Genomic DNA, 22,704 nt, shown 5'->3' on the forward strand with positions numbered 1-22,704 from the left:
CTGAAATTTTAGGGGTAATTCTGACTGTCGGATCGTCAAACAGCGACGGGAGGCGCCCGCGCTGTTGCCGTCAGCTTGGGCCGATGACGCAGGCGCAGGCGCAACCAGCTGCGATCATAGGCCTGACCGGCATAGGTCGGCAGGGCCAGAGCATCCGGCACGGGAACAGCATCCAACAGATGCATCACGCAGTCCGGACAATAATGCGGCGGCTGGGTCGGTTGCCCCTGATCGTCGATATAGATGGTCACGGGCCCGCTGCCGGAACAGATCACCATCTGTCCACTGGCATCCCGCGCCCCCTTCGCAGTGGCAGAGGCATGCCCCGTCAGGGTCACCACCAGCGCCAGAACAAGGGCAAAAGATATCCGCAGAGAATGCGCCATACCCAAGCATATGCCCCCACCCGGCAGGGGCTGCAAGTTGTAAATGAAATGTGCCTATAACGGCAAAACGTCGCGCATCCACAAGGATACACGACGTTCATAAATCACATGCGCTGATGCGGGACCAGACGCGCCAGCGATCAGGCCTCTACGGACTGTGCTTTGGCGATTTCTTTTTTCACTTTCAGCGCGCTGTTGGACAGCTCTTCGTCCTTGGCTTTCGCCAGGAAAGCATCCAGGCCACCGCGGTGATCAACGGTGCGCAGGGCTGCAGCAGAGATCTTCAGCTTGATGCCGCGACCCAGCGTCTCGGACTGCAGGGTGACATCGTTCAGGTTGGGTAGAAACCGACGACGAGTTCTGTTTTTTGCATGGCTGACATTGTTGCCAGTCATCGGGCCTTTTCCGGTCAGTTCGCAACGGCGCGACATAGGTTCATCCTTCGTATCTGGGGCAGTATCCGAGGGCAGTCCTCGAATCATCTACCATATCTCAAAGGGCGCAGCCATTGGCGACGCCCGAAAACTGGTTGGATGCGTTTAGGAGGAATCGCCGCAGGGGTCAAGCCATATGACGGCGTTTTGTGGCAACCCTCCGGTGAAATGGCAAAACCCACCCCAACCCGTGATTTTCAACAGCGCTATAGGGGCTTTTATCCCCCTTGACGAGTCTTCTTTACCTTTTGTGTCAACACGCTCTTGCCGCGCAAAACGGCTAGGCCGAGACACCCAGCCCCTTAAGCAAATCCTGCGCGGCCACGGTGGGCGACATGCCCCCTGCCGCCACCTGATCCGACAGTTCTGCCATGCGCTCGCGCGCCCAGGGGGTTTGCAACCGCGCCAACAGCGCCTGGCGCACATCCTCGACAAACCAATAACGCGCCTGTTCGGCCCGCATCCGGTCCCAGTGGCCCTGCTCTCGCCGCCAGGTGGCCAGGGTCTGCATCTCTTGCCAGGCGCTTTCTAACCCGGCCTCTTGCAGGGCGGAAACCGTCTGCGCCTTGGGAAAGCCTGTTGGATCCTGTGGCCGTTTGCGCAGCAGGCGCAGGGCACCAGAATAATCGGCGCAGGTGCGCATGGCTGCGGATTTCAAATCGCCATCGGCCTTGTTCACCAGAATGATATCGGCCATCTCCATGATGCCTCGCTTGACACCCTGCAGCTCATCCCCGCCGGCCGGTGCCAGCAGCAGCAAGAAAAGATCCGACATCTGCGCTACAACCGTTTCCGACTGTCCCACCCCCACGGTTTCAACCAGCACCACGTCAAAGCCAGCCGCCTCGCATAGGGCCACCGCCTCGCGGGTGCGCCGCGCCACGCCGCCCAGATTGGTCTGACTGGGCGATGGCCGGATGAAGGCGGCTTTTTCGCGGCTCAGGTGTTCCATCCGGGTCTTATCGCCAAGGATGGATCCGCCGGTACGGGCAGAACTGGGATCCACTGCCAGCACCGCCACCCGCAGCCCCTGCGCCACCAGCATCATGCCAAAGCTCTCGATAAAGGTGGATTTCCCCACCCCCGGTGTGCCCGACAGACCGATGCGCAGCGCCTGCCGCCCGGATTTCGCCAGCCGCTCCAGCAGCTCTGTCGCGGCGGCCCGGTGATCTTCACGCCCGCTTTCAACCAGCGTGATGGCCCGCGCCAGCGCCCGACGATCTCCCTCAAGGATTTTCTCACTCAACGCGGCGATCTGCATGCCCGGTCTCCCGTTATTCGTCAGGTCTTGAAATTTCTCCGCCCTTCTTGGCGCAGCCACGAACCCCTTGTCCAGTGCCAAGCTGGCGCAGACCAGGCACAGGTCAGCCACTGCAGAGCCTGCACCACAGCTCGGCTCTGGACCCCGGCAGGCGCTTTGGCGATAAGCAGGGCATGACACAGCCCTCAATCCCTCGCCTCCCCATTGATGACGCGCTGCCAGCGCTGATAGACGCCTTGAAACAGCACCGCCGTGCCGTGCTTCAGGCGCCGCCAGGGGCCGGGAAGACCACAAAGGTGCCGCTGGCCATACGCGCGGCGGGCTTGACTGATCAGCGGATCTTGATGCTGGAACCCCGCCGCCTGGCCGCCCGCGCCGCGGCTGAACGCATGGCCGAAACCCTGGGCGAGCCGGTTGGTCAAACCGTCGGCTACCGTATTCGCGGCGCGGCCAAGATCAGCACAGCCACCCGTATCGAAGTGGTCACCGAGGGCATCCTGACCCGGATGCTGCAATCGGACCCAGACCTGCCCGGCGTCGGCGCGGTGATCTTTGATGAATTTCACGAACGTTCCTTGAATGCCGATCTTGGCCTCGCCTTCTGCCTGGAGGTCGCAGGTGCCCTACGCGACGATCTGATCCTGCTGGCCATGTCTGCCACCCTTGATGCCGCACCGGTGGCCGAGCTGATGCAGGCACCGCTTATCAACTCTGAAGGGCGCAGCTTTGCGGTTGAAACCCGCTGGCTTGATCGCCCGCTCGCACCGCAGGTGCGACGCCTGGATGCGCTTTGCGATCTGGTGGTGCAGGCTGAAGCCGACAGCCGCGATACCACCAGGGGTGCCCAGATGGGCGGCGGCATCCTGGTTTTTCTGCCCGGAGAAGGTGAAATCCGCCGCGCCGCCAAAAACCTGGAAAGGCGCCTGCCCGGCGATTGCCTGATCCAGCCGCTGTTTGGGGCGCTGCCCTTTGCGGAACAACAGGCAGCCATCCGCCCCGCGACATCCGGGCGCAAGATTGTTCTGGCCACTTCAATCGCCGAAACTTCGCTGACCATTCAGGACATTCGCGTGGTCGTCGACATGGGTCAGGCACGGCGGGCCCGGTTTGATCCCGGCTCTGGCATGTCGCGGCTGATCACCGAAAAGGTCACCCGCGCCGAGGCCACCCAGCGGCAGGGCCGGGCTGGCCGGGTGGCCCCCGGCACCGCCTATCGATTGTGGACCAAGGGCGAGGAAGGCGCGCTGGCGGCCTTTCCGCCGCCAGAAATCGCCTCGGCGGATCTGACCGGGCTGGCGCTGGAACTGGCTCTTTGGGGCGCTGCGCCTGACGATCTCGCCTTTCTCACCCCGCCGCCCAGCGGCTCCATGGCAGAGGCTCGCAGGCTGCTGCAGATGCTGGGGGCCTTGGATCAGCAGAACCGGATGACCCACCACGGCAAGGCGCTGGCCAAACTGCCGCTACATCCCCGTCTGGGCCATATGCTGTTGCACGCTGGTCCCAAAGCCGCCGAGCTGGCGGCGCTTTTGGCAGAGCGCGACCCGCTGCGCGGTGCCCCAACCGATCTGGCGTTGCGCCTTGAGGCGTTGAAAAACCCCAAGAGCTTTCAGCGCAACCGTTCCTATCAACTCTTCTATCCGGTGATCGAGCGCATTCGCAGCGAAACGCGGCGCTTGCAAAAACATGGCGACCTGGCCCCAAAGGGCCATGCCCGTCTCTCCTCGGCAGCGATGGCTGCCCTGGCTTATCCCGATCGCATCGGGCAGCGCCGCAAGGGGGATCAGCCGCGCTACGTGCTGTCAGGCGGCAAGGGCGTTGTGCTTGACCCCGGCGACCCGCTTGCCGCCGCGCCCTTCATCGTGGCGCTGGATACCGATGGCAACCCGCGTGAAGCCCGCGTGCGCATGGCCAGCCAGATCACGCTCGGGGAAATCCGCGCGCTCTTTGCCGATCAGATCGAATGGCAGGACAATTGCCACTGGTCCAAACGCGAACGCCGGGTGGTCACCCGCCAGCAGGAACGCTTTGGCGCCATCACCCTGGATGACCGCCTCTGGAAAGACGCCCCGGCAGATCAGGTGGCCACGGCCATGCTGGACGGCGTGCGCGACCTCGGTCTGCGACTGGAAGGGGGCTCTGCTCGCCTCGCCGCGCGGGTTGAACTGCTGCGCGCCGATGGTCATGATCTGCCCGATTTTTCCAGCCCCGGCCTGATGGAAGATCTGGAGAACTGGCTGCTGCCCATGCTGGGCGGGGTCAAGTCCGCCGCCGCGTGGAAACAGTTTGACCTGCTGCCAGCCCTGCGCGCCGCGCTCACTTGGGACCAGGCGCAGCTGTTGGACCGCGAAGCACCGGGCAGTTTCACCACGCCGTTGGGGCGCAAAATCCCGATCACCTATAGCACCGAGGTACCAGAAATTTCGGTCCGCCTGCAAGAACTGTTTGGCGTCACCCGCCACCCCAGCGTCGGCGGTGTGCCCCTCAAGATCACGCTCCTGTCCCCGGCCCAGCGCCCGATCCAGATCACCCGCGATCTGCCGGGTTTCTGGACCGGATCCTACGCCGATGTGCGCAAAGACATGCGCGCGCAATACCCCCGCCACCCCTGGCCTGAGGACCCCACCCGCGAAGACCCGACCCTGCGGGCAAAACGGCGCAAATAACGCCACCGCAGTGCCTCGGCATTACCGAGGTGCTGCCAGGCCCAACGGCTGGCGGCGTATCTTTGATGCGCCGATCAACGGGCGGGAGCGCTCCGCCTCGCTCTAGATGCGCAGCGCCGGCAGACCAATACCCGTGGCCTCAAAGCCGCCATCTGCGGCCAGGATCTGACCCGTGACAAAACTCGCCTTGTCAGACAGCAGAAAGGTCACCGCAGCGGCGATTTCCGCTTCGCTGCCATAGCGGTTCAACGGCAGGGCATCGTGGTAGGCCGCGATGATCTCGGGGCTGTGTACCGCCATCGCCAGCTTGGTGGCCACTGGCCCTGGCGCCACTGCATTGACACGAATGCCCAGCTCACCCAGTTCGACTGCCTGCTGCAGGGTCAGATGCGCCAAAGCTGCCTTTGACGTCCCATAGGCCACCCGCAGGGTACTGGCCCGCAGGCCAGAGATCGAGGTGATATTGACCACCGCCCCACCGCCCTCAGCCGCGATCAAATCGGTAAAGGCCTGCGTCATCAGAAACGGACCATCCAGATTGGTCTCCATCACCCGACGCCAGCGGGCAAAGCTGGTGTCCCTGATCGGACCAAAATCGGCGACGCCTGCGTTATTGACCAACCCATCCAGCCGCCCGAAACGCGCCTCGATCTCAGACAGTGCCCGCGCGACATCTTCCGGCACAGAGACATCCGCTTCGATGATCAGCGCCTCAGGCAGGGCTGTCGCCGCCTCTGCCAGCGCCTCTGCGTCGCGATCCAATAGGGCCAGCTGCCATCCCTCGGCCAGCAACCCCTGTGCCGTGGCCAGGCCAATTCCGCGCGCCGCGCCCGTAATCAATGCTGTCTTCATAAAATGCCCAATCTGTTCCTGTTCTTGCGATCCGCCCCATCTGCGCAGGCGCGGCCGGTCAAAGCCTCGCCAATACGGCCCTCCCGCACAAGGGCTAATCACCGCCCCGCCCCTGCCCGCGCGGCCACCGCCGCCCCCTCTCGCGGCAAACTTTGCGGCAAACTTTGCGGCAAAAATCCAAACAGGTTGAATTTCACCCACAAAATACCTATTTTGAGGCATTCACAAAATGCAGCCCAAGGCCGTGCCTCTGCAGCAGATGCGGTGGCTGCCAATAAGAAGACGAGGCAATTCGAAATGAGCAACATTTTCACCCAGGCCTGGGAAGAAATGATCAAGCCTATTCTGTTTCGCCCCAAGCGGGTGCAGGTGGCGGCCCTGTGTTACCGCACCACCCCGGACGGCAAAGAGGTTCTGATGATCACCAGTCGCGGCACCGGCCGCTGGATCCTGCCCAAGGGCTGGCCCGTTTCGGGCAAGGACGGCGCTGAATCCGCCCTGCAAGAGGCCTGGGAAGAGGCTGGCGTCATCCGCGCCGAAGTGCGCAACAAGGCACCGCTGGGATCATATGAATACGTCAAACTGGAAGATGGCCGCCCGCATATCCAGGTGCATACACTGGTCTATGTCGCCGAGGTTACCGAACTGGAAGACGACTACCCCGAGGCCGACCAGCGCCAGCGGAAATGGATGGGTCCGGCAGAGGCTGCCAACTTGGTGAACGAGCCAGAGTTGCAAGACCTGCTGCGACAATTCTAGCGCCATTGTAAAGAATTCATGACGAAAACCTTGCGCCAAGCCTGGCAGGAGGTTAGGCGCGAGCGCGAAGATGGAATCGGGATTGATGACATGAGCGACGCGCCCAAGGGGCCCCAGTGGTCTACACTCGATCGGGATTTGAACCGGATCTCACAGCTGGAGCTGGCTACCTCCTATGTGTCGCGACCCTTGGTCGCGCCTGGCATTGCGCTGGCCTTTATCGTAATCGCCGGGGCCGTTGCGGCGATTTTTCTTGGTGGCTCTACCAGCAGTTTTGTGGTTGTGGCAGCCGCCGCCTTTGGTGCCTATATGGCAATCAACATCGGCGCCAACGACGTCGCCAACAACATGGGGCCAGCGGTGGGCGCCAATGCGCTGACCATGGGCGGTGCCATCCTGATTGCCGCCATCGCGGAAAGTGCTGGTGCGCTCTTGGCCGGCGGTGATGTGGTTTCAACCATTTCCAAAGGCATCATCGACCCCGATGCGGTAGCGACTGCCGATATCTTTATCTGGGCGATGATGGCCGCGCTGATTTCCTCGGCGCTCTGGGTCAACCTTGCCACGTGGATCGGCGCGCCGGTCTCCACCACCCATTCGGTTGTCGGCGGAGTTATGGGCGCAGGCGTGGCGGCAGCCGGGATTTCCGCAGTCAACTGGGCCACCATGAGCAAGATCGCCGCCAGCTGGGTAATTTCACCAGTGCTGGGCGGCGTAGTCGCAGCGCTGTTTCTTGCCCTGATCAAGGCTAAGATCATCTATCAGGATGACAAGATCGCCGCCGCGCGGCGCTGGGTGCCCGTGCTTGTGGGCATCATGGCTGGGGCCTTTGCCTCTTATCTGGCGCTCAAGGGGCTGAAGCGGATCGTCAAGATCGACCTGCAGACGGCCCTGATCATTGGTGCCGGAATTGGTGCCCTAAGCTACATTATCACCGCACCGCTGATCCGTCACCAATCGCAGGGCATGGAAAACCGCAACAAATCCCTGAAGGTGCTGTTTCGCATCCCGCTGGTGATTTCGGCCGCCCTCTTGTCCTTTGCCCATGGTGCCAATGATGTCGCCAATGCGGTGGGGCCGCTGGCCGCCATCGTGCATGTCACCGAATTTGGCGATTTTGCCGCCAAGGTCACCATCCCCACTTGGGTCATGGTGATCGGTGCCTTTGGCATCTCTTTTGGCCTGTTCCTGTTTGGCCCCAAGCTGATCCGCATGGTGGGCAGCCAGATCACCAAGCTGAACCCGATGCGCGCCTTCTGTGTCTCGCTTTCAGCAGCCATCACCGTGATTGTCGCCAGCTGGCTGGGGCTGCCAGTTTCCTCCACCCATATTGCAGTGGGCGCGGTCTTTGGTGTTGGCTTCTTTCGGGAATGGCACAGCGAACGCCGCCGCCGCAATTCCTCTATCGCCAAAGCGCCGGAAACGCGCATCGCCCCGGAAGAGCGCCGTCGCCGCAAGCTGGTGCGCCGCAGTCACTTCATGACCATCGCCGCCGCCTGGGTGATCACCGTTCCGGCTGCCGCGCTGCTTTCTGGCTGTATTTACCTGCTGCTCGCCACAGTCACCCACTAACAGTCACCTACTAGAAGGCTGTGGGCGGCACCCAGGCAGGGTCTTCGAATGCCTTGCCGACAGCCCAAAGCATGCGTAATTGGGCTGACCCCCGCCACCGCGATACGCAGTGCCCTGGGGCCGGGGGCGGTCATGCGGCAACGCTTAGTCGCGCCAAAACCTCTGCCGTGGGCACCACCGCGCCAAAGCCCGCCGCTAAACCCGAAAGCGTGACCTCAAGCACCAGGTCCGCATCAATGTCTCCGCCTTTTCGCGCGGGCATTGCAAAGGCGATCAGGGCATCTTCGACCACCTCGATCTGGAAGCCAAGATTGGCCGCCGAACGGGCGGTGGAATTGACGCAGAACGCCGCCACCCCGCCCACGATAACCAGATTGGTAATCCCCTCGGCCTCTAGCGTGACGGCCAATTCGGTGCCAACAAACCCCGAAGACCCGGTTTTCCAGAACAGCTTTTCACTAGCCAGCGGCTGCGCACAGGGCATTGGCTGACCAGAGGCCAGATCCCGGCGAAATTTGCTCTCGGGGCGCGGATCATCATGCATCACATGCAGCACCGGCAGCCCCGCGCCACGAAAGCCCGCAAGCAGGCTTGCGACATTGTCTTCGGCATCAGGGTTGGCGCGCGGGCGTCCCGCAGCGGTGACATTTGCCATCTCCATCTGCATATCGACCACCAATAGCGCGCAATTTGGCCCCATGGCTTGATCTGTTGTTTGTCGCAAAATAATCCCCCGCGCTGACTGAGTCGCGCGAGGGTTGCAGAAATTTCTCTAGTTTACCAGCCTCTGGCCTGGCCCAAGCGGGCCCCCAGGCGGTTCAGACGCCCAGACACCAGCGCATGATGGCTTTTTGAGCGTGCAGACGATTTTCGGCCTCGTCAAAGATCACCGACTGCGGGCCATCCATCACCGAAGAGGTCACCTCTTCTTCGCGGTGCGCGGGCAGGCAGTGCATGAAGAGCGCATCATCCTTTGCATGGGCCATCAGCGCATCATTGATCTGATAGGGGCGCAGCATATTGTGCCGCCGCTCTTTAGAGGACTGGCTGTCATGCATGCTGACCCAGGTATCGGCCACCACCAGATCGGCGCCAGTTACCGCCTTGACCGCATCCCGTTCGATCACCACCTTGCAGCCCGCCTTGCGCGCGAGGCCAACAAATTCCTCCTCTGGGTCCAGCTGTGCAGGGCCGGTGAAAGTCAGATCAAAACCAAACTGCGCCGCCGCATGCAGGAAAGACGCACAGACATTATTGCCGTCGCCCGCCCAGACCACCTTCTTGCCCTTAATCGGGCCGCGGTGTTCTTCATAGGTCTGGATATCTGCCATGATCTGGCAGGGATGGGTGCGATCAGTCAGCCCGTTGATCACCGGCACCGTGGCATATTCCGCCATTTCGGTCAGCACGGTTTCGTCAAAGGTACGGATCATGATCAGATCGACATAGCGCGACATCACCCGCGCGGTATCCGCAATGGTTTCACCATGGCCCAGCTGCATATCCTTGCCAGACAGCACCATGCTCTGACCGCCCATCTGGCGCACCCCCACGTCAAAGGAAATGCGCGTCCGGGTTGATGGTTTTTCAAAGATCAGGGCCACCATCTGGCCAGCCAGGGGCAGTTCGTCATCCAGCATGCCCTTGGGGCGCCCCTGGCGCGCCTGTTTCATCGTCTTGGCTTGGTCGATAATGCCGTGCAGATCGGCGGCACTGGTTTTGTGAATATCAAGAAAGTGGTTCATGGGGTATTCGCTTTTCATATCAGCCCCGCAGGCCGCTGCCTGCTAACGGGGAAAGGTAAGATTGGAAATTCAGGCGCTTGCCACCTGGGTGGCGGCCTTGTCCAGACGGGCGATGGCTTCGCAGATCTCGTCGTCGCTCACGGTGAGTGGCGGCAACAGGCGGATGACATTGTCGGCGGCCGGCACGGTGATCACCTCATTGTCGTAGCCTGCTTGGACAACATCCATGTTCAAAGCCTTGCATTTCAGTCCCAGCATCAGCCCGGTGCCGCGCAGCTCTTCGAACACATCCGGGTGGGCAGCAACCAGGCCTTCCAGTTTTTGCTGAAACAGACCTGCCCGCCGGTTCACCTCCGCAAGGAAGCCCGGTGCCATCACCTCTTCGACCACCGCGCAACCAACGGCACAGCCCAACGGGTTGCCGCCATAGGTGGATCCATGGGTGCCCGCAGTCATGCCCGAGGCCGCCTCTTCCGTGGCCAACACCGCGCCTAGGGGAAAGCCGCCGCCAATGCCCTTGGCCACCATCATGATGTCGGGCGTGACCCCGGCCCATTCATGGGCAAAGAATTTACCTGTCCGCCCGACACCGCATTGCACCTCGTCCAGGATCAGCAGAATGCCCGCCGCATCGCAGATCTGACGCAGCGCTTTCAATTCGGCATCCGGCAGCGGGCGAATGCCGCCCTCGCCCTGTATCGGTTCAATCAGGACCGCAGCGGTTTGATCGCTGATGGCACTGGTCAGGCCATCCATGTCGCCAAAGGTCAGATGCACAAAGCCCGGTAGGAGCGGGCCAAATCCCTTGACCATTTTTTCGGTCCCCGCCGCCGCGATCCCCGCCGAGGAGCGGCCATGAAAAGAGCCATCAAAGGTGATAATCTCTACCCGCTCTGGCTGGCCTTTGTCATAGAAATACTTGCGCGCCATCTTGACGGCCAATTCACAGGCTTCGGTGCCGGAATTGGTAAAGAACACCGTATCGGCAAAGCTGTGTTCGACCAGCAGATCGGCGAGCTTTTCCTGCTGCGGTATCTTGTAGAGGTTGGAGACATGCCAAAGATTCTGCGCCTGTGCGCTCAGCACCTCGACCAGCTTTGGGTTCGCATGGCCCAAAGCGTTCACCGCAATCCCAGAGCCGAGATCCAGAAAGCGGCGCCCATCCGCCTCAAACAGCCAGGAACCTTCGCCTTTGACAAACTCCAACGGAGCGCGATTGTAGGTGGGCAGTACGGATGGGATCATCGGGATCATCCTTTTTCACAAGTTGCGGCCGAAGCAGTGCATGAGCTGGGCCAAGGGGTCAAGAAAGAGAGAATGGTTTTGTGCCAATGCGCCGCAAAAGCGGCCAGGCCATAGGTCAAAGTGGTCGAATTACGCCAGTCGGCGTCGACGTCGCAACAAAGGGATATGCGTGGCTTTGACCATAAGACAGCTCCATATCGGAGGATTTGACAAAATGAAAGCCCTTTTGCCACCGCAGACGGACAATTTGGCACCCGCCCTGTTGCCGCCCCCCCCGCCACCGCCCTTGCCGTTGTTCCCACCAGAGATAAGTCGAAACAGCCAGGGCGGGTCTTGCAGCAGACCTCTTGCAAATGCCGCGAAAGCGGTGAAGCTGCAGATCATGATGCATGTCACACCACAAAACCCACCCTTGGCCGCCGCGCTGATCACCATGGCCTCGGTCTTTATTGCGGCAACCACGTTGCTGGCCAAGGCCCTTGGGACCGATACGCTTGGCACGCCGCTGCACCCGCTTCAGATCAGCCATGGGCGGTTTCTCTTTGCCTTTATGGTGATTTCCAGCGCTGTTGTGCTGCTGCGTTTTCGCTTGCAGCGCCCGCAATGGCGGTTGCATCTGGGGCGCACCAGTTGTGGCTGGCTGGGTATTACGCTGATGTTTGCCGCTGTCGCGCAGATCCCGCTGGCAGATGCCACCGCAATTGCCTTTTTGAACCCGGTCTTTGCCATGCTGCTGGCGATCCCGCTGCTGGGGGAACGGGTGGGCCGCTGGCGCTGGGGCGCGGCGGGGCTGGCTCTGCTAGGGGCGATGATCCTGCTGCGCCCCACCGGGGCCAGTTTTCAGCCCTCTGCCCTGCTGGCGCTGAGCGCCGCTGCGGTGATCGGATTAGAGCTGATCTTTATCAAAAAGCTCGCTGGGCGCGAACACCCGCTGCAGGTGCTGTGGTTCAACAATGCGCTGGGAATGGTGATCGCCACCGTGGCAGTGTTTCCGGTTTGGCAAGCGCCAACCCCAATGCAATGGAGCACTTTGGCGGCGCTTGGCACCTTGATGGCCTGCGCCCAGGCCTGTTTCATCAATGGTATGGCGCGGGCAGATGCGTCCTTTGTGGCGCCCTTCAGCTATGCGACGCTGATCTTTGCCAGTCTCTATGACTATCTCGGCTTTGGCGTCATACCGGATGCCGTCACCCTTGCAGGGGCTGGTACAATCCTGACTGGGGCAGCGGTGCTGGCCTGGCGCGAAGGGCGACAAAGGCCGCGCCTGCCAGCGGGCACACCTGAAGCCCCACCTTTCAGGCCTTGAGGCGATAACCGCTGCGCAGCATGACCCAGGCCAGCAGGCAGATACCAAAGCTGGCACCAGAGCAGATCATCATCCCCACAAGCGGCGCGCTGTCCGATGTACCAATCATGCCAAAGCGCAGCCCGTCGATCAGGTAAAACACCGGGTTGAACTGCGACAGCGTCCGCAAAACCGGCGGCAGCGCCTGCACCGAATAAAAAGTCCCCGACAAAAAGGCCAAGGGCGTGACGATGAAATTGGTAATCGCCGCCATCTGGTCAAATTTGTCCGCAAAAACACCGGCCACGATACCCAGGCCACCGAGAAACAGCGCCCCCTGCACGATAAAGGCCAGGGCCACCAGCGGATGCGCCGGGATCATCTGCAAGACCAGCGCCAGCCCCAACCCGATGCCACAGGCCACCAATGTACCCCGCACCACCGCGCCCGCCAGATAGCCCAGCAGGATCTCAAGCCCCGAAAGCGGCGGCATCAGGGTGTCGACAATATTCCCCTGCACCTTTGAAATCACAATCGAAGAGGATGTATTGGCAAAGGCGTTCTGAATCACTGTCATCATCATGATGCCTGGCGCCAGAAAATGCAGGAAGGGCACCCCCATCACATCACCGCGTCTGGGACCAATGGCCAGGTTGAAAATCATCAGGAACAGGGCCGCCGTCATCAGTGGCGCCAGCAGAGTTTGGGTCCAGACCACCAGAAACCGAGTCACTTCGCGCCCTGCCAGAGTCTGCAACCCCAGCCAGTTGATCCGGCCAAACCTGCGCTCTCCGAGGGAGATTTGATAGCCGTTCTGCTGCTGTGACCGCTGGTCTGACGAATAGTCGCGCATGATTTCCCCACATTTGTTGTGTTTTCCCTGCATAGCTGCTGGGTTCTGAGGCGCAAGGTCTCTTGTAACTCGCTCACCAGTGATTAAGATAGAGCAAGAATATGGAACTCGATGGCGGCCACAGGATTCTGGGGCCGCTTTTAGCTTGGGAAGGCAACAGATGTCCTGGACAGACGATCGCGTCGAATTGCTCAAAAAGATGTGGGGCGAAGGTCAGTCGGCCAGCCAAATCGCAAAAGAACTGGGCGGGGTGACCCGCAACGCGGTGATTGGCAAGGTGCATCGCCTCGGCCTGTCCAACCGTGCGACCACCGGTGCCAAGGCCGCAGCCGAGCCAAAGGAAAAGCCCGCGACGGCCGCCAAGCCAGCGCCGAAGCCCAAACCGCAACCCAAGACAGAGCCCGCGCGCCCTGCGACCCCGCCGCCCGCAAATACGGCGCCAACCGCAGAAGCGCGCCCCGTGGTGCCTGCCCGCAAGCAGATCATCCCGGCAGGCCAACCGCTGCCACCGCAGCCCTCGGCCAACGAAATCAGCCCCGAGGCCCTGGCCAAGGTCAATGAAGTCGAGAAAAAAGCCAAGAAACTGTCGCTGATGGACTTGACCGAGCGCACCTGCAAATGGCCCGTTGGCGACCCCGCCACCGAAGATTTCTGGTTCTGCGGCCTGCCGGTGCAACAGGGCAAACCCTATTGCGAGGCGCATGTTGGCGTCGCCTTCCAGCCGATGAGTGCCCGCCGCGACCGCAAACGTTAGAGCAACTCGTGCAAAAGTGGTGACCAGTATTGCGCAGCTAAAACAAGCGCAAGTATTCGTCCGCGGTGATCCACTGTAATAAAAGCCCCGCAGCCTATGGCGCGGGGCTTTTGCTATGCGGGGCCAGGCTATTCTGCCTCACCTGCCTCACCTGCCTCACCTGCGGTCGCGGCTCTATTGCGCTGGCGCCTGAGAGGTGAAATTGGGAATTGGGTTTTCAGAGGCCTCATCTGGCTCGATCCCCGGCCAGTTTTCTTCGGCCAGAGTAATATTTCCGGGGATATCTTCTTCCCAGAAGCCAACAACATTCTTGGTGATATTGAGGTACAGCCGGTCATCCACGATGCGCCACAGATTGGGGTTTCCCGGCACCTTGCCCCCCTTTGAGACCCCATAGGCGCAGTGGCCATCGTATTGCGGTGCAAAATATGCGGGGTTTTCCAGGAACTTGTCGCGGTTCTCCAGACTGGCAAAGGCGAATGTCGCGCCATTGTACTCTGCGGTGATATTCGCCCGCCCCGGAACGGCTGCCGCCTGCATCGTGCCAACCGGGCTCTGCTCGAGGCTGCGATAGGCCACCACGTCATAGCCGGAGACGGCAAAGCCGGTCTGGTCTACAAATTGTTCGCCGGCAAAGGCTGGCAAGCCCAAGCTCAAGGCCGCCAGGGCTGCATATGCAAGTCTTTTCATCATGCTCACTCTCCCATCTATTTGTTCAACATTCATACCTGCGGAAGCCAAAGCCGCAGCAGACAGGCAGATCAGCCCAGCATAGCAGCACGCTAGCCGGTTCCCAAGCACCGCGAAACTGGGGCTCACGCCACTGTGTCTTCCCCGGCGTTTTTGTGATGACGCAAAAAGTTGATCAGAATAGACCTTCCAGTCATTGGAATATTCAGCAAGGGTCTTATCTATCCCACGCAGCGGTCTGGCGTTTTGCGGCGCACGGGCCATCACTTACATAAGACAGGGTTTTCACAAGATGAGCGATACAACCTACACCCCGCCAGCAGTCTGGACTTGGGAAAAGGGCAATGGCGGTCAGTTTGCCTCGATCAACCGCCCCATTTCCGGCCCGACCCATGACAAGGAATTGCCCATCGGCAAGCACCCCTTCCAGCTATATTCACTGGCGACGCCCAATGGGGTCAAGGTCACGGTGATGCTGGAAGAGCTGCTGGCCAAGGGCCATAGCGGCGCGGAATATGATGCCTGGCTGATCAATATCGGTGAAGGCGATCAGTTTGGCTCTGATTTTGTTTCGATCAATCCCAATTCCAAAATTCCTGCCCTGCATGATCTGACCGGAGAGACCCCTCTGCGGGTGTTTGAATCCGGTTCAATGCTGGTGCATCTGGCGGAAAAGTTTGGCGAATTCCTACCTGCATCAGGCCCGGCCCGAACCGAAGTGATGAACTGGCTGTTCTGGCAGATGGGCAGTGCGCCCTATTTGGGCGGCGGCTTTGGCCACTTCTACGCCTATGCACCGGAAAAATGGCAGTACCCGATCGACCGCTTTGCCATGGAAACCAAACGTCAGCTGGATGTGCTGAACCGACAGCTGGCTAACAACCGCTTTATCGCCGGCGAGGACTACAGCATTGCCGATATTGCGATCTGGCCCTGGTACGGCCAGCTGGTCCTGGGACGGCTGTATAGCGCGGCCGAATTCCTCGATGTGGCATCCTACGAGCACGTTATGCGCTGGGCAAAAGAGATCGACGCCCGCCCCGCCGTCAGCCGTGGTCGCATGGTCAACCGCACCTTTGGCGAGCCACATACCCAGCTACACGAGCGCCACGACGCCAGTGACTTTGAAACCCGCACGCAGGATAAGCTGGAAACGCTAGAAAACAACAGCTAACGCCAGGACGCGGGCAAGCGAGGGGCTCCCGCGCCCAGAGGTCATTTGGCCAAGGCCAAATGACCTCAATGGCCTTGGGCCCGGCACTGCGCCAAGGCGCAGTGCACTACCGCAATACTGCGCGGCGCAATGGCTGGTGGCCACGGCATTTGCGCCAGCGGGACATGCCCGCATCTCGCCGTCGCCAGATCGGCAAAGCCCGAAACGGCACCCCAACCCCGTGCAAGGCCACAACAAATCGCGGCACTTAGGCTCTTGCCGCCCGCTGTCGCCAGCCACTGTCGCCGCGCATCGCGCGGCGCTGGGCCCAACGGGAAGAGCCCCGCAAGGGGCGATGACGGGCGGGAGCCCTCCCCTGCGAGATGATCAAGCACCAAAGCCGCCGACATGACGTTCTGTCGGCCCAATTATTTCAGGATTGGCGGGCTCTCCGGGTCACCGCCCGGAATGCGCGGCTGGTAGATCTTTGGCTCTTCCGGCAGTGGCAGATCAAACCGCAAGCCAACCCGTGCCAGCCGGGCTGCCATCTGATCCGACCCGGCGAAGAATCCAACATCCAAGGCCCCAGCGGCAATGCCTGAAAAGGTCAGCGCCTCGCCAACCGCTTTGGCCAGGGCGCCTTCTGCCTCGGGCTTGGCATCGACAAAGCCCAGCAAATGCCCCTGTCCGCCGCCCTGATAGCGCAGAGAGACCAGATAGGCAGATGCGGCCAATCCCGTAGCGGTTGCCAGTTTGGCATCCAGGGCCCCCAACAGAACCTCGGGCAGACCGCCAGGCGGCAAGAGCTCTTCGATCGCCGCCTCCACCTGATCTGGCACGTTCTGCAGAGTCTCGTGCAGCCAAGTAACCGCCTGCGCCGCCAGCAGCGTCGAAGAGGGCGCAACCTCCAGGTTCACCCCAAGGCCAATCCCCTGGCCCGCCAGCATTTCGACCACCCCGCGCCCGGCCAGCCCGGCATAGGGCACCGCACGCCCGGCAAACTGTGCCAGCCTGTCTTCGCGGTCAAAGACCAGAACAAACTGCCCCTCTGGAGTCTCAAACAGCTCCGGTGAGATGCGATCACCATCGGCCTCCTGGCTCAGCATCATAAAGAGTTCACTATCCGCCAGGCGCTCATAAAAGCGCAGCCTGGCACCATCATCCTCCGGCGCGGCCTGCATGGCTGCATGGGCCTGATCCAGTGGGGTTGTCTCGCTCATCTCATCAGTTCCTTTACCCGCCCCCGCAGCACCGGCAGCAAGTCTGCCTCGAACCAGGGGTTTTGTTTCACCCACCCGGTATTGCGCCAAGAGGGATGAGGCAAGGGAAAGACGCGCGGCGCATAGTCCCGCCAAGCGGCAACGCGTTGATTGACTGGGGCCATGCCTTGCAGATGATAGCCCTGCGCATGGCCACCAGCCAGAACCGTCAGTTCTATATTGGGCAGCGCCTGCAGCACCTTGTCGTGCCAAGTGCGGGCACAGATCGGCGGCGGCGGCAGATCCGATTTCTGCCGGTTATAGCCGGGAAAGCAAAAGGCCATGGGCACGATAGCCACCTGTGCACGATCATAAAACTGCGCCTCCTCCAGCCCCAACCAGTCGCGTAAACGATCCCCCGAGGCATCGGTAAAGGGGCGACCGCTGTCATGCACCCGCAGCCCCGGTGCCTGCCCCGCAATCAGGATGCGCGCGCCAGTGGCAAACCAGGCCACCGGGCGCGGCTGGTGCGCAGTCTGCGTCTTGGCAAACCGGTCGGCACAAATTCGGCAGGCGCTGATCTGCGCACAAAGCTCTTCCGCCTGCATCCTTCCCTCCTGTTCATCGCGGCCCGACGACTGATCCGGCGCGCATTTGCCCCTGTCTGCCACATCGCGCGCGATTGCGACGCTGCTTCCTCGGCGCCAACCCGCCCTTGTCACTACAGAGATATTTGCATGGCTCTGCGCAGGATTCATTGTTTCCAAAACAAAAACAGTTAATAAACCCAAAGCACCATCGTTTCGCGAAGGGAGCAGCTTGAATTTAGCCCAAATGGTTACTCAATGATTGAATAATTATGCCATAATTCGACATAATAAAGCCCAAGTCAGCGGCCATACCCTTAACATTCCTGATATATTCTTCACCCCAACGCGCCAGCACAAAGGCAAAAAGCCAGCCGACTACCAGTACCAACCGGAACAAAAGATGCTTGAATTTGAAAATGTCAGCAAGTCCTTCTGGACTGGAACCCAGCGCAAGGTCATCCTCGACCAGGCCTCTTTTCGGGTTGAGATAGGCAAATCTCTTGGCATCCTAGCCCCAAATGGCACGGGCAAGACAACCCTGATCAATATGATGGCCGGGCTGGAAAAACCTGATGAGGGCGAAATCAGGCGCGGCTGCAAGATCTCTTTTCCGCTTGGCTTCATGGGGGGCGTGGTCAGCCGCCTCTCTGCCCTGGCCAACGCGCGCTATATCGCCAATCTTTACGGTCTGGACCCCGACTATGTCGAAGCCTATTGCCGCTGGCTTTGTGGTCTGGGGGAATATTTCGACCAGCCCATCGGCACCTATTCTTCGGGCATGCGCGCCCGCTTCAGCTTTTCTCTGATGCTGGCTCTGGACTTTGACATCTACTTGATCGACGAAGGCATGCCGAGCACCACTGATGTGGAGTTCAACAAAAAGGCTGGCGCGATCCTGCAGGAACGCTTGCAGACCACCACCATCATCATCGTCTCGCATCAGGCGAAGACCTTGGAAAAATTTGCCCGCTCGGCGGCTGTGCTGCTGGACGGGCAATTAAATCAGTTTGAAACCTTGGAAGAAGCGAAACAGCTCTATGACTATCAAACCCAAGGCTAAAAAGTTCAGAATCCGCCGCAACCCTGCTGCCCCGGGGGCCAGCCCCGCAGCACAGCCGGCAGCAGCACGTGCGGTCCCGGCACCGAATGCCCAAAGCAGTGCCGGTGCCGCCAGCGCCTCTGCCCAGGTGGCCGCCACAGCCAGCTCTCGGCAGGCTGATGCAGCACCATCTGATGCTGCGCAGGGCAGCGGCTCTGCCAGCCAGGCACAGTCTGGGCCCGACAGGGGTAAGGCCGCGCCAAAATCGGGGACTGCCCAGTCAGGCGAGATCAGTTCGGCCCGTGAAACCCGGCTGGAAACCGACATGGATGCGATCCGAAGCGAGGGGCTGACGGGGCGGCAATTGCGCATGGCGCGCCGCGTCGCACAAAAGCATAACCTGCCTGCCACCTCGGATTTTGATGCGGTACGGCTGCTGCGTGAAAACGGCATTGATCCCTTCAAACGCGCCAACATGCTGGAACTGGTGGTGCCGCAGAACAAGGCAATGCCGGACAATGTTCCGGGCACCGACAACCGGGTGCAGCTGCCGCAAACCGTGCCTGCAGCCAAGACCAATCTGCCCGCCACCGACCTAAGCCCGGCAGAACGACGCAACCGGGAAATTCAGGAAATTCAGCAAGATATCGCCAGGCGGCGCCGTCGCAAACTGGTTCTGTTGATGGGGCGCTTGGCCTTTTTTGTCATGCTGCCAACCCTCATCACCGGCTATTTCTTTTACGCTGTCGCCACCCCGATGTATGCCACAAAATCCGCCTTTCTGGTGCTAAAGGCTGATGGTGCCGGCGCTGTCAGCGGCTTGCTAAGTGGCACCCAGTTTGCCACCAGCCAGGATTCCATCGCGGTACAAGGCTACCTGGAATCCAAGGGCGCCATGCTCCGCCTAGATGATGAAGTCGGCTTCAAATCCCATTTCTCTCAGGATTGGATCGACCCGATCCAGCGGCTGGATCCGAATGCAACCAATGAACAGGCCTATAAAACCTACAAGCGCAATGTGAAAATCGGCTATGACCCCACCGAAGGCGTGGTCCGCATGGAGGTCTCAGCCGCAGATCCCAACGTCTCGGCTGATTTTTCTCGTCGCCTGATTGCCTATGCCCAGGAAGAGGTGAATCACCTGTCGGAACAAAAGCGCTCTGATCAGGTGCGCGAATCCGAAGCAGCCCTGGTGCTGGCCGAAACCAAACGCCGCGAAGCCCAGCGCCGCCTGGTCGAGCTGCAACAAGATGGCACGGTACTGGATCCTGAAGGGGTCATCCTGTCGCTGCGCTCGCAGATCAACACCTTTGAGGTGCAGCTGCAGCAAAAAGAGCTGGAACTGGCCGCCCTGATGGACAATACCCGGCCCAACCGTGCCAAGGTCGACGGTGTCGAGGCCGATATCGCGCGTCTGGCTGTGGTGATCAATCGGCTGAATGACCGCATGACCGATGCCTCGGAAGGCGAAAATTCGCTGGCCAATTCACGGGTGCAAATCCAGATGGCCCAGGCCGACCTCGCCACCCGCGATTTGATGCTGCAATCGGCTTTGCAGCAAGTGGAATCGACCCGTATGGAGGCCAACCGCCAAGTGCGGTATCTGACCACCGCGGTTGCCCCCGTCGCAAGCCAAGAAGCCTCCTATCCGCGCAAGTTTGAAAATACGATTTTGGCATTCCTGATCTTTTCCGGTATCTATCTGTTGTGTTCACTCACAGCATCCATTCTCCGGGAACAGGTTTCATCGTAAGTCATGAAAAACATCCAAGTCGCCGACCTCTCCATTGGCAATGATCGCCCCCTGACCATTCTGGCTGGTCCCTGCCAACTCGAGAGCGCAGATCACGCCCAGATGATTGCAGGCACCCTGAAAGAGGCCTGTGACAAGGCCGGGGCGCAATATGTCTTCAAGGGCTCTTACGACAAGGCCAACCGCACCTCGATCAATGCCAAGCCTGCGCTTGGCCTCGACAAGGGGCTGGAGGTGCTGCAATCCGTCAAGGACGCCATCGGCGTGCCTGTGCTCACCGATATCCACGAGGCCGAGCACTGTGACCCCGTTGCAGCCGTTGTCGACATCCTGCAGATCCCGGCGTTCCTGTGCCGCCAGACCTCGCTCTTGCTGGCGGCAGGGCGCACTGGTGCGGTGATCAATGTCAAAAAAGGCCAGTTTCTGGCCCCCTGGGACATGCCCAATGTCGTCGCCAAGATCGAAAGCACCGGCAATACCCGCATCATGCTGACCGAACGCGGTGTCTCTTTTGGCTACAACCGCCTGGTTGTCGACATGCAGAGCCTGCCGGAAATGGCGCGCACCGGTTATCCGGTGGTGATGGATGCCACCCATGCCGTGGCCCAGCCCGGCGGTCTTGGCGGTGCATCGGGCGGCCAGCGTGAATTTGCCCCGGTTCTGGCCCGCGCCGCCGTGTCGACTGGCATTGCATCGGTCTTTATGGAAACCCACCAGGACCCGGACAATGCCCCCTGCGATGGGCCAAACATGATTTACCTCGATCAGATGCCGAAACTTATCGAGACCTTGATGGCCTTTGATGCGCTCGCCAAAGCCAACCCCATTCATATTTGAGCCCAAAAGGGATTTTTTTGAAGATGAAGAAACCAAGCTCTCCGGTGCACCCAAACACTTGGAATTTTTTGCGCGACCCGATGATTACCCCCACCGGCTTTCGCGAATATGATGCCCGTTGGAAATACCCCGAAGAAATCAACTTGCCCGGTATGACGGCGCTCGGCCTTGGCCTGGGTACCCAGATGCATCGCCGGGGCATTCCCCCGGTAATTGTCGTGGCCAATGATTACCGCGACTATTCTTTGACGATCAAACAGGCACTTATTCTGGGCCTGATACAGGCGGGCATTCAGGTCAAGGACATCGGCCCGGCCGTGTCGCCCATGGCCTATTTCGCCCAGTTCCACCTCGATGTTCCCGCGGTTGCCATGGTCACCGCCAGCCACAACCCCAATGGCTGGACCGGGGTGAAGATGGGATTTGAACGCCCCCTCACCCATGGCCCGGACGAAATGTCAGAACTGCGCGAAATTGTCCTGAACGGCGAAGGCGAGGCCCGCGCAGGCGGATCCTATGAATTTGTCGATGGCGTCAAAGAGGCCTATCTCGACGATCTGGTTGGCGATTTCAAAATGACCCGCAAACTCAAGGTAGTCTGCGCCACCGGCAATGGCACCGCCTCTGCCTTTGGGCCAGAACTGTTTGAGCGGATCGGCGTCGAAGTGGTGCCCAGCCACAACAAGCTGGACTACACCTTCCCCCACTACAACCCCAACCCCGAAGCCATGGAGATGCTGCATGACATGTCTGCCAGCGTCAAAGCGTCGGGTGCTGATATGGCGCTGGGGTTTGATGGTGACGGTGATCGTTGCGGCGTGGTGGATGACGAAGGCGAAGAGATCTTTGCCGATAAGGTCGGCGTCATCATGGCGCGCGACCTCAGCAAGATCTATCCCAACGCGACCTTTGTGGCCGATGTGAAATCCACCGGCCTGTTTGCCTCAGATCCGGAACTGATCAAAAACGGCGTCACAGCAGATTACTGGAAAACCGGCCACAGCCACATGAAGCGCCGGGTGAAAGAAATCGGCGCGCTGGCGGGCTTTGAAAAATCGGGCCACTACTTCCTGGCCGAACCCCTTGGCCGGGGCTACGACTGCGGCATGCGCGTCGCGGTTGAGATCTGCAAACTGATGGAACGCAACCCCGATATGTCGATGTCGGACCTGCGCAAGGCCTTGCCCAAGACCTGGTCGACCCCAACCATGTCGCCCTATTGCGCCGACACGGAAAAATACACCGTACTGGACCGCTTGGTCGAAAAACTGGTCGCCAAACACGCAGCCAAAGAGACCATCGCCGGGCGCGCCATCAAAGAGGTTGTCACCGTAAATGGTGCCCGTGTGATCCTCGACAATGGCTCCTGGGGCTTGGTCCGGGCCTCCTCCAATACACCAAACCTGGTTGTGGTCTGCGAAAGCTCAGACAGTGAAGAAGAAATGCGCGCTATCTTTGCCGATATCGACGCGGTGATCCGCAGCGAACCCCTGGTCGGTGATTACGACCAAACCATCTGATCCGATCTGCCGATCATGGCTCTTCAGCCAGGGTCGCCAATCGCAAAAGGGCCTGCCGAACGGCAGGCCCTTTTGCTTGACCTGTCCCGCCGCAAGGCGGGCCAATATAACAGG

The 22,704-nt window shown here is 60.5% G+C and carries 21 protein-coding genes; 10 read left to right on the top strand and 11 right to left on the bottom strand.

Annotation, left to right across the window (positions count from 1 at the left end):
• Positions 1 to 35 precede the first annotated feature (35 nt).
• The 3 genes from LRK71_RS16830 to meaB all read right to left on the bottom strand — a co-directional run bounded on the left by LRK71_RS16830 (position 36) and on the right by meaB (position 2,081).
• Entirely contained in the window at positions 36 to 386 is a 351-nt protein-coding gene (locus tag LRK71_RS16830; protein ID WP_232405100.1) for a DUF2946 family protein, read from the bottom strand.
• Between the two features lie 140 nt (positions 387 to 526).
• Complete coding sequence (gene rpmB, locus LRK71_RS16835) at positions 527 to 817, bottom strand: 50S ribosomal protein L28 (RefSeq protein WP_232405101.1); 291 nt, start codon at positions 815 to 817, stop codon at positions 527 to 529.
• A gap of 283 nt (positions 818 to 1,100) precedes the next feature.
• Positions 1,101 to 2,081: a methylmalonyl Co-A mutase-associated GTPase MeaB gene (gene meaB, locus LRK71_RS16840; RefSeq protein WP_232405102.1), complete on the bottom strand. Its 981-nt coding sequence runs from the start codon at positions 2,079 to 2,081 to the stop codon at positions 1,101 to 1,103.
• 188 nt (positions 2,082 to 2,269) lie between these two features.
• Here meaB and hrpB point away from each other — a divergent pair, with 188 nt between their 5' ends.
• A complete protein-coding gene (gene hrpB, locus LRK71_RS16845) occupies positions 2,270 to 4,744 on the top strand; it encodes an ATP-dependent helicase HrpB (RefSeq protein ID WP_232405249.1) in 2,475 nt (824 codons plus the stop codon).
• Between the two features lie 102 nt (positions 4,745 to 4,846).
• Here the strand turns inward: hrpB and LRK71_RS16850 are convergent, their stop codons facing one another.
• Positions 4,847 to 5,596: an SDR family NAD(P)-dependent oxidoreductase gene (locus LRK71_RS16850; protein WP_232405103.1), complete on the bottom strand. Its 750-nt coding sequence runs from the start codon at positions 5,594 to 5,596 to the stop codon at positions 4,847 to 4,849.
• A 297-nt stretch (positions 5,597 to 5,893) separates the two neighbouring features.
• On the opposite strand from LRK71_RS16850, the gene LRK71_RS16855 reads away from it, so the two are divergent.
• Positions 5,894 to 6,355 (top strand): NUDIX hydrolase, encoded by a 462-nt coding sequence (locus LRK71_RS16855; protein WP_232405104.1) that lies wholly within the window; start codon positions 5,894 to 5,896, stop codon positions 6,353 to 6,355.
• 90 nt (positions 6,356 to 6,445) lie between these two features.
• Positions 6,446 to 7,927 (top strand): inorganic phosphate transporter, encoded by a 1,482-nt coding sequence (locus LRK71_RS16860; RefSeq protein WP_232405250.1) that lies wholly within the window; start codon positions 6,446 to 6,448, stop codon positions 7,925 to 7,927.
• 130 nt (positions 7,928 to 8,057) lie between these two features.
• On the opposite strand, the gene LRK71_RS16865 is transcribed toward LRK71_RS16860, so the two are convergent.
• From LRK71_RS16865 to LRK71_RS16875, 3 genes are all read right to left on the bottom strand, one after another.
• Positions 8,058 to 8,651, bottom strand: coding sequence for an isochorismatase family protein (locus LRK71_RS16865; RefSeq protein WP_232405105.1), 594 nt, complete (start codon positions 8,649 to 8,651; stop codon positions 8,058 to 8,060).
• Between the two features lie 94 nt (positions 8,652 to 8,745).
• Entirely contained in the window at positions 8,746 to 9,672 is a 927-nt protein-coding gene (gene argF, locus LRK71_RS16870; RefSeq protein ID WP_232405106.1) for an ornithine carbamoyltransferase, read from the bottom strand.
• 69 nt (positions 9,673 to 9,741) lie between these two features.
• The gene (locus tag LRK71_RS16875; protein ID WP_232405107.1) at positions 9,742 to 10,917 is read right to left on the bottom strand and encodes an aspartate aminotransferase family protein; all 1,176 of its coding nucleotides are present in this window, start codon (positions 10,915 to 10,917) and stop codon (positions 9,742 to 9,744) included.
• 382 nt (positions 10,918 to 11,299) lie between these two features.
• Here LRK71_RS16875 and LRK71_RS16880 point away from each other — a divergent pair, with 382 nt between their 5' ends.
• Positions 11,300 to 12,223, top strand: a complete 924-nt coding sequence (locus tag LRK71_RS16880) for a DMT family transporter (RefSeq protein WP_232405108.1) — start codon at positions 11,300 to 11,302, stop codon at positions 12,221 to 12,223.
• Here the strand turns inward: LRK71_RS16880 and LRK71_RS16885 are convergent.
• Positions 12,213 to 13,055: an ABC transporter permease gene (locus LRK71_RS16885; protein ID WP_232405109.1), complete on the bottom strand. Its 843-nt coding sequence runs from the start codon at positions 13,053 to 13,055 to the stop codon at positions 12,213 to 12,215. The genes LRK71_RS16880 and LRK71_RS16885 overlap by 11 nt on opposite strands.
• Before the next feature lie 160 nt (positions 13,056 to 13,215).
• Here LRK71_RS16885 and LRK71_RS16890 point away from each other — a divergent pair, with 160 nt between their 5' ends.
• Positions 13,216 to 13,809 carry a GcrA family cell cycle regulator gene (locus LRK71_RS16890; RefSeq protein WP_232405110.1) on the top strand — a complete coding sequence of 198 codons (594 nt, stop codon included), beginning with the start codon at positions 13,216 to 13,218 and terminating at the stop codon, positions 13,807 to 13,809.
• Between the two features lie 174 nt (positions 13,810 to 13,983).
• Here the strand turns inward: LRK71_RS16890 and LRK71_RS16895 are convergent, their stop codons facing one another.
• On the bottom strand, positions 13,984 to 14,499 hold the full coding sequence (locus LRK71_RS16895) for a YHS domain-containing (seleno)protein (RefSeq protein WP_232405111.1): 516 nt from the start codon (positions 14,497 to 14,499) through the stop codon (positions 13,984 to 13,986).
• 292 nt (positions 14,500 to 14,791) lie between these two features.
• On the opposite strand from LRK71_RS16895, the gene yghU reads away from it, so the two are divergent.
• Positions 14,792 to 15,673, top strand: coding sequence for a glutathione-dependent disulfide-bond oxidoreductase (gene yghU / locus LRK71_RS16900; RefSeq protein WP_232405112.1), 882 nt, complete (start codon positions 14,792 to 14,794; stop codon positions 15,671 to 15,673).
• A gap of 407 nt (positions 15,674 to 16,080) precedes the next feature.
• Here yghU and LRK71_RS16905 read toward each other — a convergent pair whose 3' ends face one another.
• Both LRK71_RS16905 and LRK71_RS16910 read right to left on the bottom strand, forming a co-directional pair.
• Positions 16,081 to 16,872: an SseB family protein gene (locus LRK71_RS16905; RefSeq protein ID WP_232405113.1), complete on the bottom strand. Its 792-nt coding sequence runs from the start codon at positions 16,870 to 16,872 to the stop codon at positions 16,081 to 16,083.
• Positions 16,869 to 17,459 (bottom strand): uracil-DNA glycosylase family protein, encoded by a 591-nt coding sequence (locus LRK71_RS16910; protein WP_232405114.1) that lies wholly within the window; start codon positions 17,457 to 17,459, stop codon positions 16,869 to 16,871. Before LRK71_RS16910 ends, LRK71_RS16905 begins: the two co-directional genes overlap by 4 nt.
• A 382-nt stretch (positions 17,460 to 17,841) precedes the next feature.
• Here LRK71_RS16910 and LRK71_RS16915 point away from each other — a divergent pair, with 382 nt between their 5' ends.
• The 4 genes from LRK71_RS16915 to LRK71_RS16930 are packed head-to-tail and all read left to right on the top strand — an operon-like array spanning position 17,842 to position 22,590.
• Positions 17,842 to 18,501, top strand: a complete 660-nt coding sequence (locus LRK71_RS16915; protein WP_232405117.1) for an ABC transporter ATP-binding protein — start codon at positions 17,842 to 17,844, stop codon at positions 18,499 to 18,501.
• Complete coding sequence (locus tag LRK71_RS16920; protein WP_232405119.1) at positions 18,479 to 20,233, top strand: KpsE/RkpR family capsule polysaccharide export protein; 1,755 nt, start codon at positions 18,479 to 18,481, stop codon at positions 20,231 to 20,233. The genes LRK71_RS16915 and LRK71_RS16920 overlap by 23 nt, the downstream gene beginning before the upstream one ends.
• A gap of 3 nt (positions 20,234 to 20,236) precedes the next feature.
• A complete protein-coding gene (gene kdsA, locus LRK71_RS16925) occupies positions 20,237 to 21,070 on the top strand; it encodes a 3-deoxy-8-phosphooctulonate synthase (protein ID WP_232405120.1) in 834 nt (277 codons plus the stop codon).
• A 23-nt stretch (positions 21,071 to 21,093) separates the two neighbouring features.
• Positions 21,094 to 22,590 carry a phosphomannomutase/phosphoglucomutase gene (locus LRK71_RS16930; protein ID WP_232405121.1) on the top strand — a complete coding sequence of 499 codons (1,497 nt, stop codon included), beginning with the start codon at positions 21,094 to 21,096 and terminating at the stop codon, positions 22,588 to 22,590.
• The last annotated feature ends 114 nt before the right edge of the window (positions 22,591 to 22,704 follow it).

The organism is Pseudophaeobacter flagellatus (genome assembly GCF_021228235.1).
Lineage (GTDB): Bacteria > Pseudomonadota > Alphaproteobacteria > Rhodobacterales > Rhodobacteraceae > Pseudophaeobacter > Pseudophaeobacter flagellatus.

Excerpts from the sequence above, each read along its gene's own strand:
- LRK71_RS16830 (WP_232405100.1), bottom strand. The coding sequence starts at position 386 with ATGGCGCATTCTCTGCGGATATCTTTTGCCCTTGTTCTGGCGCTGGTG.
- rpmB (WP_232405101.1), bottom strand. The coding sequence starts at position 817 with ATGTCGCGCCGTTGCGAACTGACCGGAAAAGGCCCGATGACTGGCAAC.
- meaB (WP_232405102.1), bottom strand. The coding sequence starts at position 2,081 with ATGCAGATCGCCGCGTTGAGTGAGAAAATCCTTGAGGGAGATCGTCGG.
- LRK71_RS16850 (WP_232405103.1), bottom strand. The coding sequence starts at position 5,596 with ATGAAGACAGCATTGATTACGGGCGCGGCGCGCGGAATTGGCCTGGCC.
- LRK71_RS16855 (WP_232405104.1), top strand. The coding sequence starts at position 5,894 with ATGAGCAACATTTTCACCCAGGCCTGGGAAGAAATGATCAAGCCTATT.
- LRK71_RS16860 (WP_232405250.1), top strand. The coding sequence starts at position 6,446 with ATGAGCGACGCGCCCAAGGGGCCCCAGTGGTCTACACTCGATCGGGAT.
- argF (WP_232405106.1), bottom strand. The coding sequence starts at position 9,672 with ATGAACCACTTTCTTGATATTCACAAAACCAGTGCCGCCGATCTGCAC.
- LRK71_RS16875 (WP_232405107.1), bottom strand. The coding sequence starts at position 10,917 with ATGATCCCATCCGTACTGCCCACCTACAATCGCGCTCCGTTGGAGTTT.
- LRK71_RS16880 (WP_232405108.1), top strand. The coding sequence starts at position 11,300 with ATGATGCATGTCACACCACAAAACCCACCCTTGGCCGCCGCGCTGATC.
- LRK71_RS16885 (WP_232405109.1), bottom strand. The coding sequence starts at position 13,055 with ATGCGCGACTATTCGTCAGACCAGCGGTCACAGCAGCAGAACGGCTAT.
- LRK71_RS16890 (WP_232405110.1), top strand. The coding sequence starts at position 13,216 with ATGTCCTGGACAGACGATCGCGTCGAATTGCTCAAAAAGATGTGGGGC.
- LRK71_RS16895 (WP_232405111.1), bottom strand. The coding sequence starts at position 14,499 with ATGAAAAGACTTGCATATGCAGCCCTGGCGGCCTTGAGCTTGGGCTTG.
- yghU (WP_232405112.1), top strand. The coding sequence starts at position 14,792 with ATGAGCGATACAACCTACACCCCGCCAGCAGTCTGGACTTGGGAAAAG.
- LRK71_RS16905 (WP_232405113.1), bottom strand. The coding sequence starts at position 16,872 with ATGAGCGAGACAACCCCACTGGATCAGGCCCATGCAGCCATGCAGGCC.
- LRK71_RS16910 (WP_232405114.1), bottom strand. The coding sequence starts at position 17,459 with ATGCAGGCGGAAGAGCTTTGTGCGCAGATCAGCGCCTGCCGAATTTGT.
- LRK71_RS16915 (WP_232405117.1), top strand. The coding sequence starts at position 17,842 with ATGCTTGAATTTGAAAATGTCAGCAAGTCCTTCTGGACTGGAACCCAG.
- LRK71_RS16920 (WP_232405119.1), top strand. The coding sequence starts at position 18,479 with ATGACTATCAAACCCAAGGCTAAAAAGTTCAGAATCCGCCGCAACCCT.
- kdsA (WP_232405120.1), top strand. The coding sequence starts at position 20,237 with ATGAAAAACATCCAAGTCGCCGACCTCTCCATTGGCAATGATCGCCCC.
- LRK71_RS16930 (WP_232405121.1), top strand. The coding sequence starts at position 21,094 with ATGAAGAAACCAAGCTCTCCGGTGCACCCAAACACTTGGAATTTTTTG.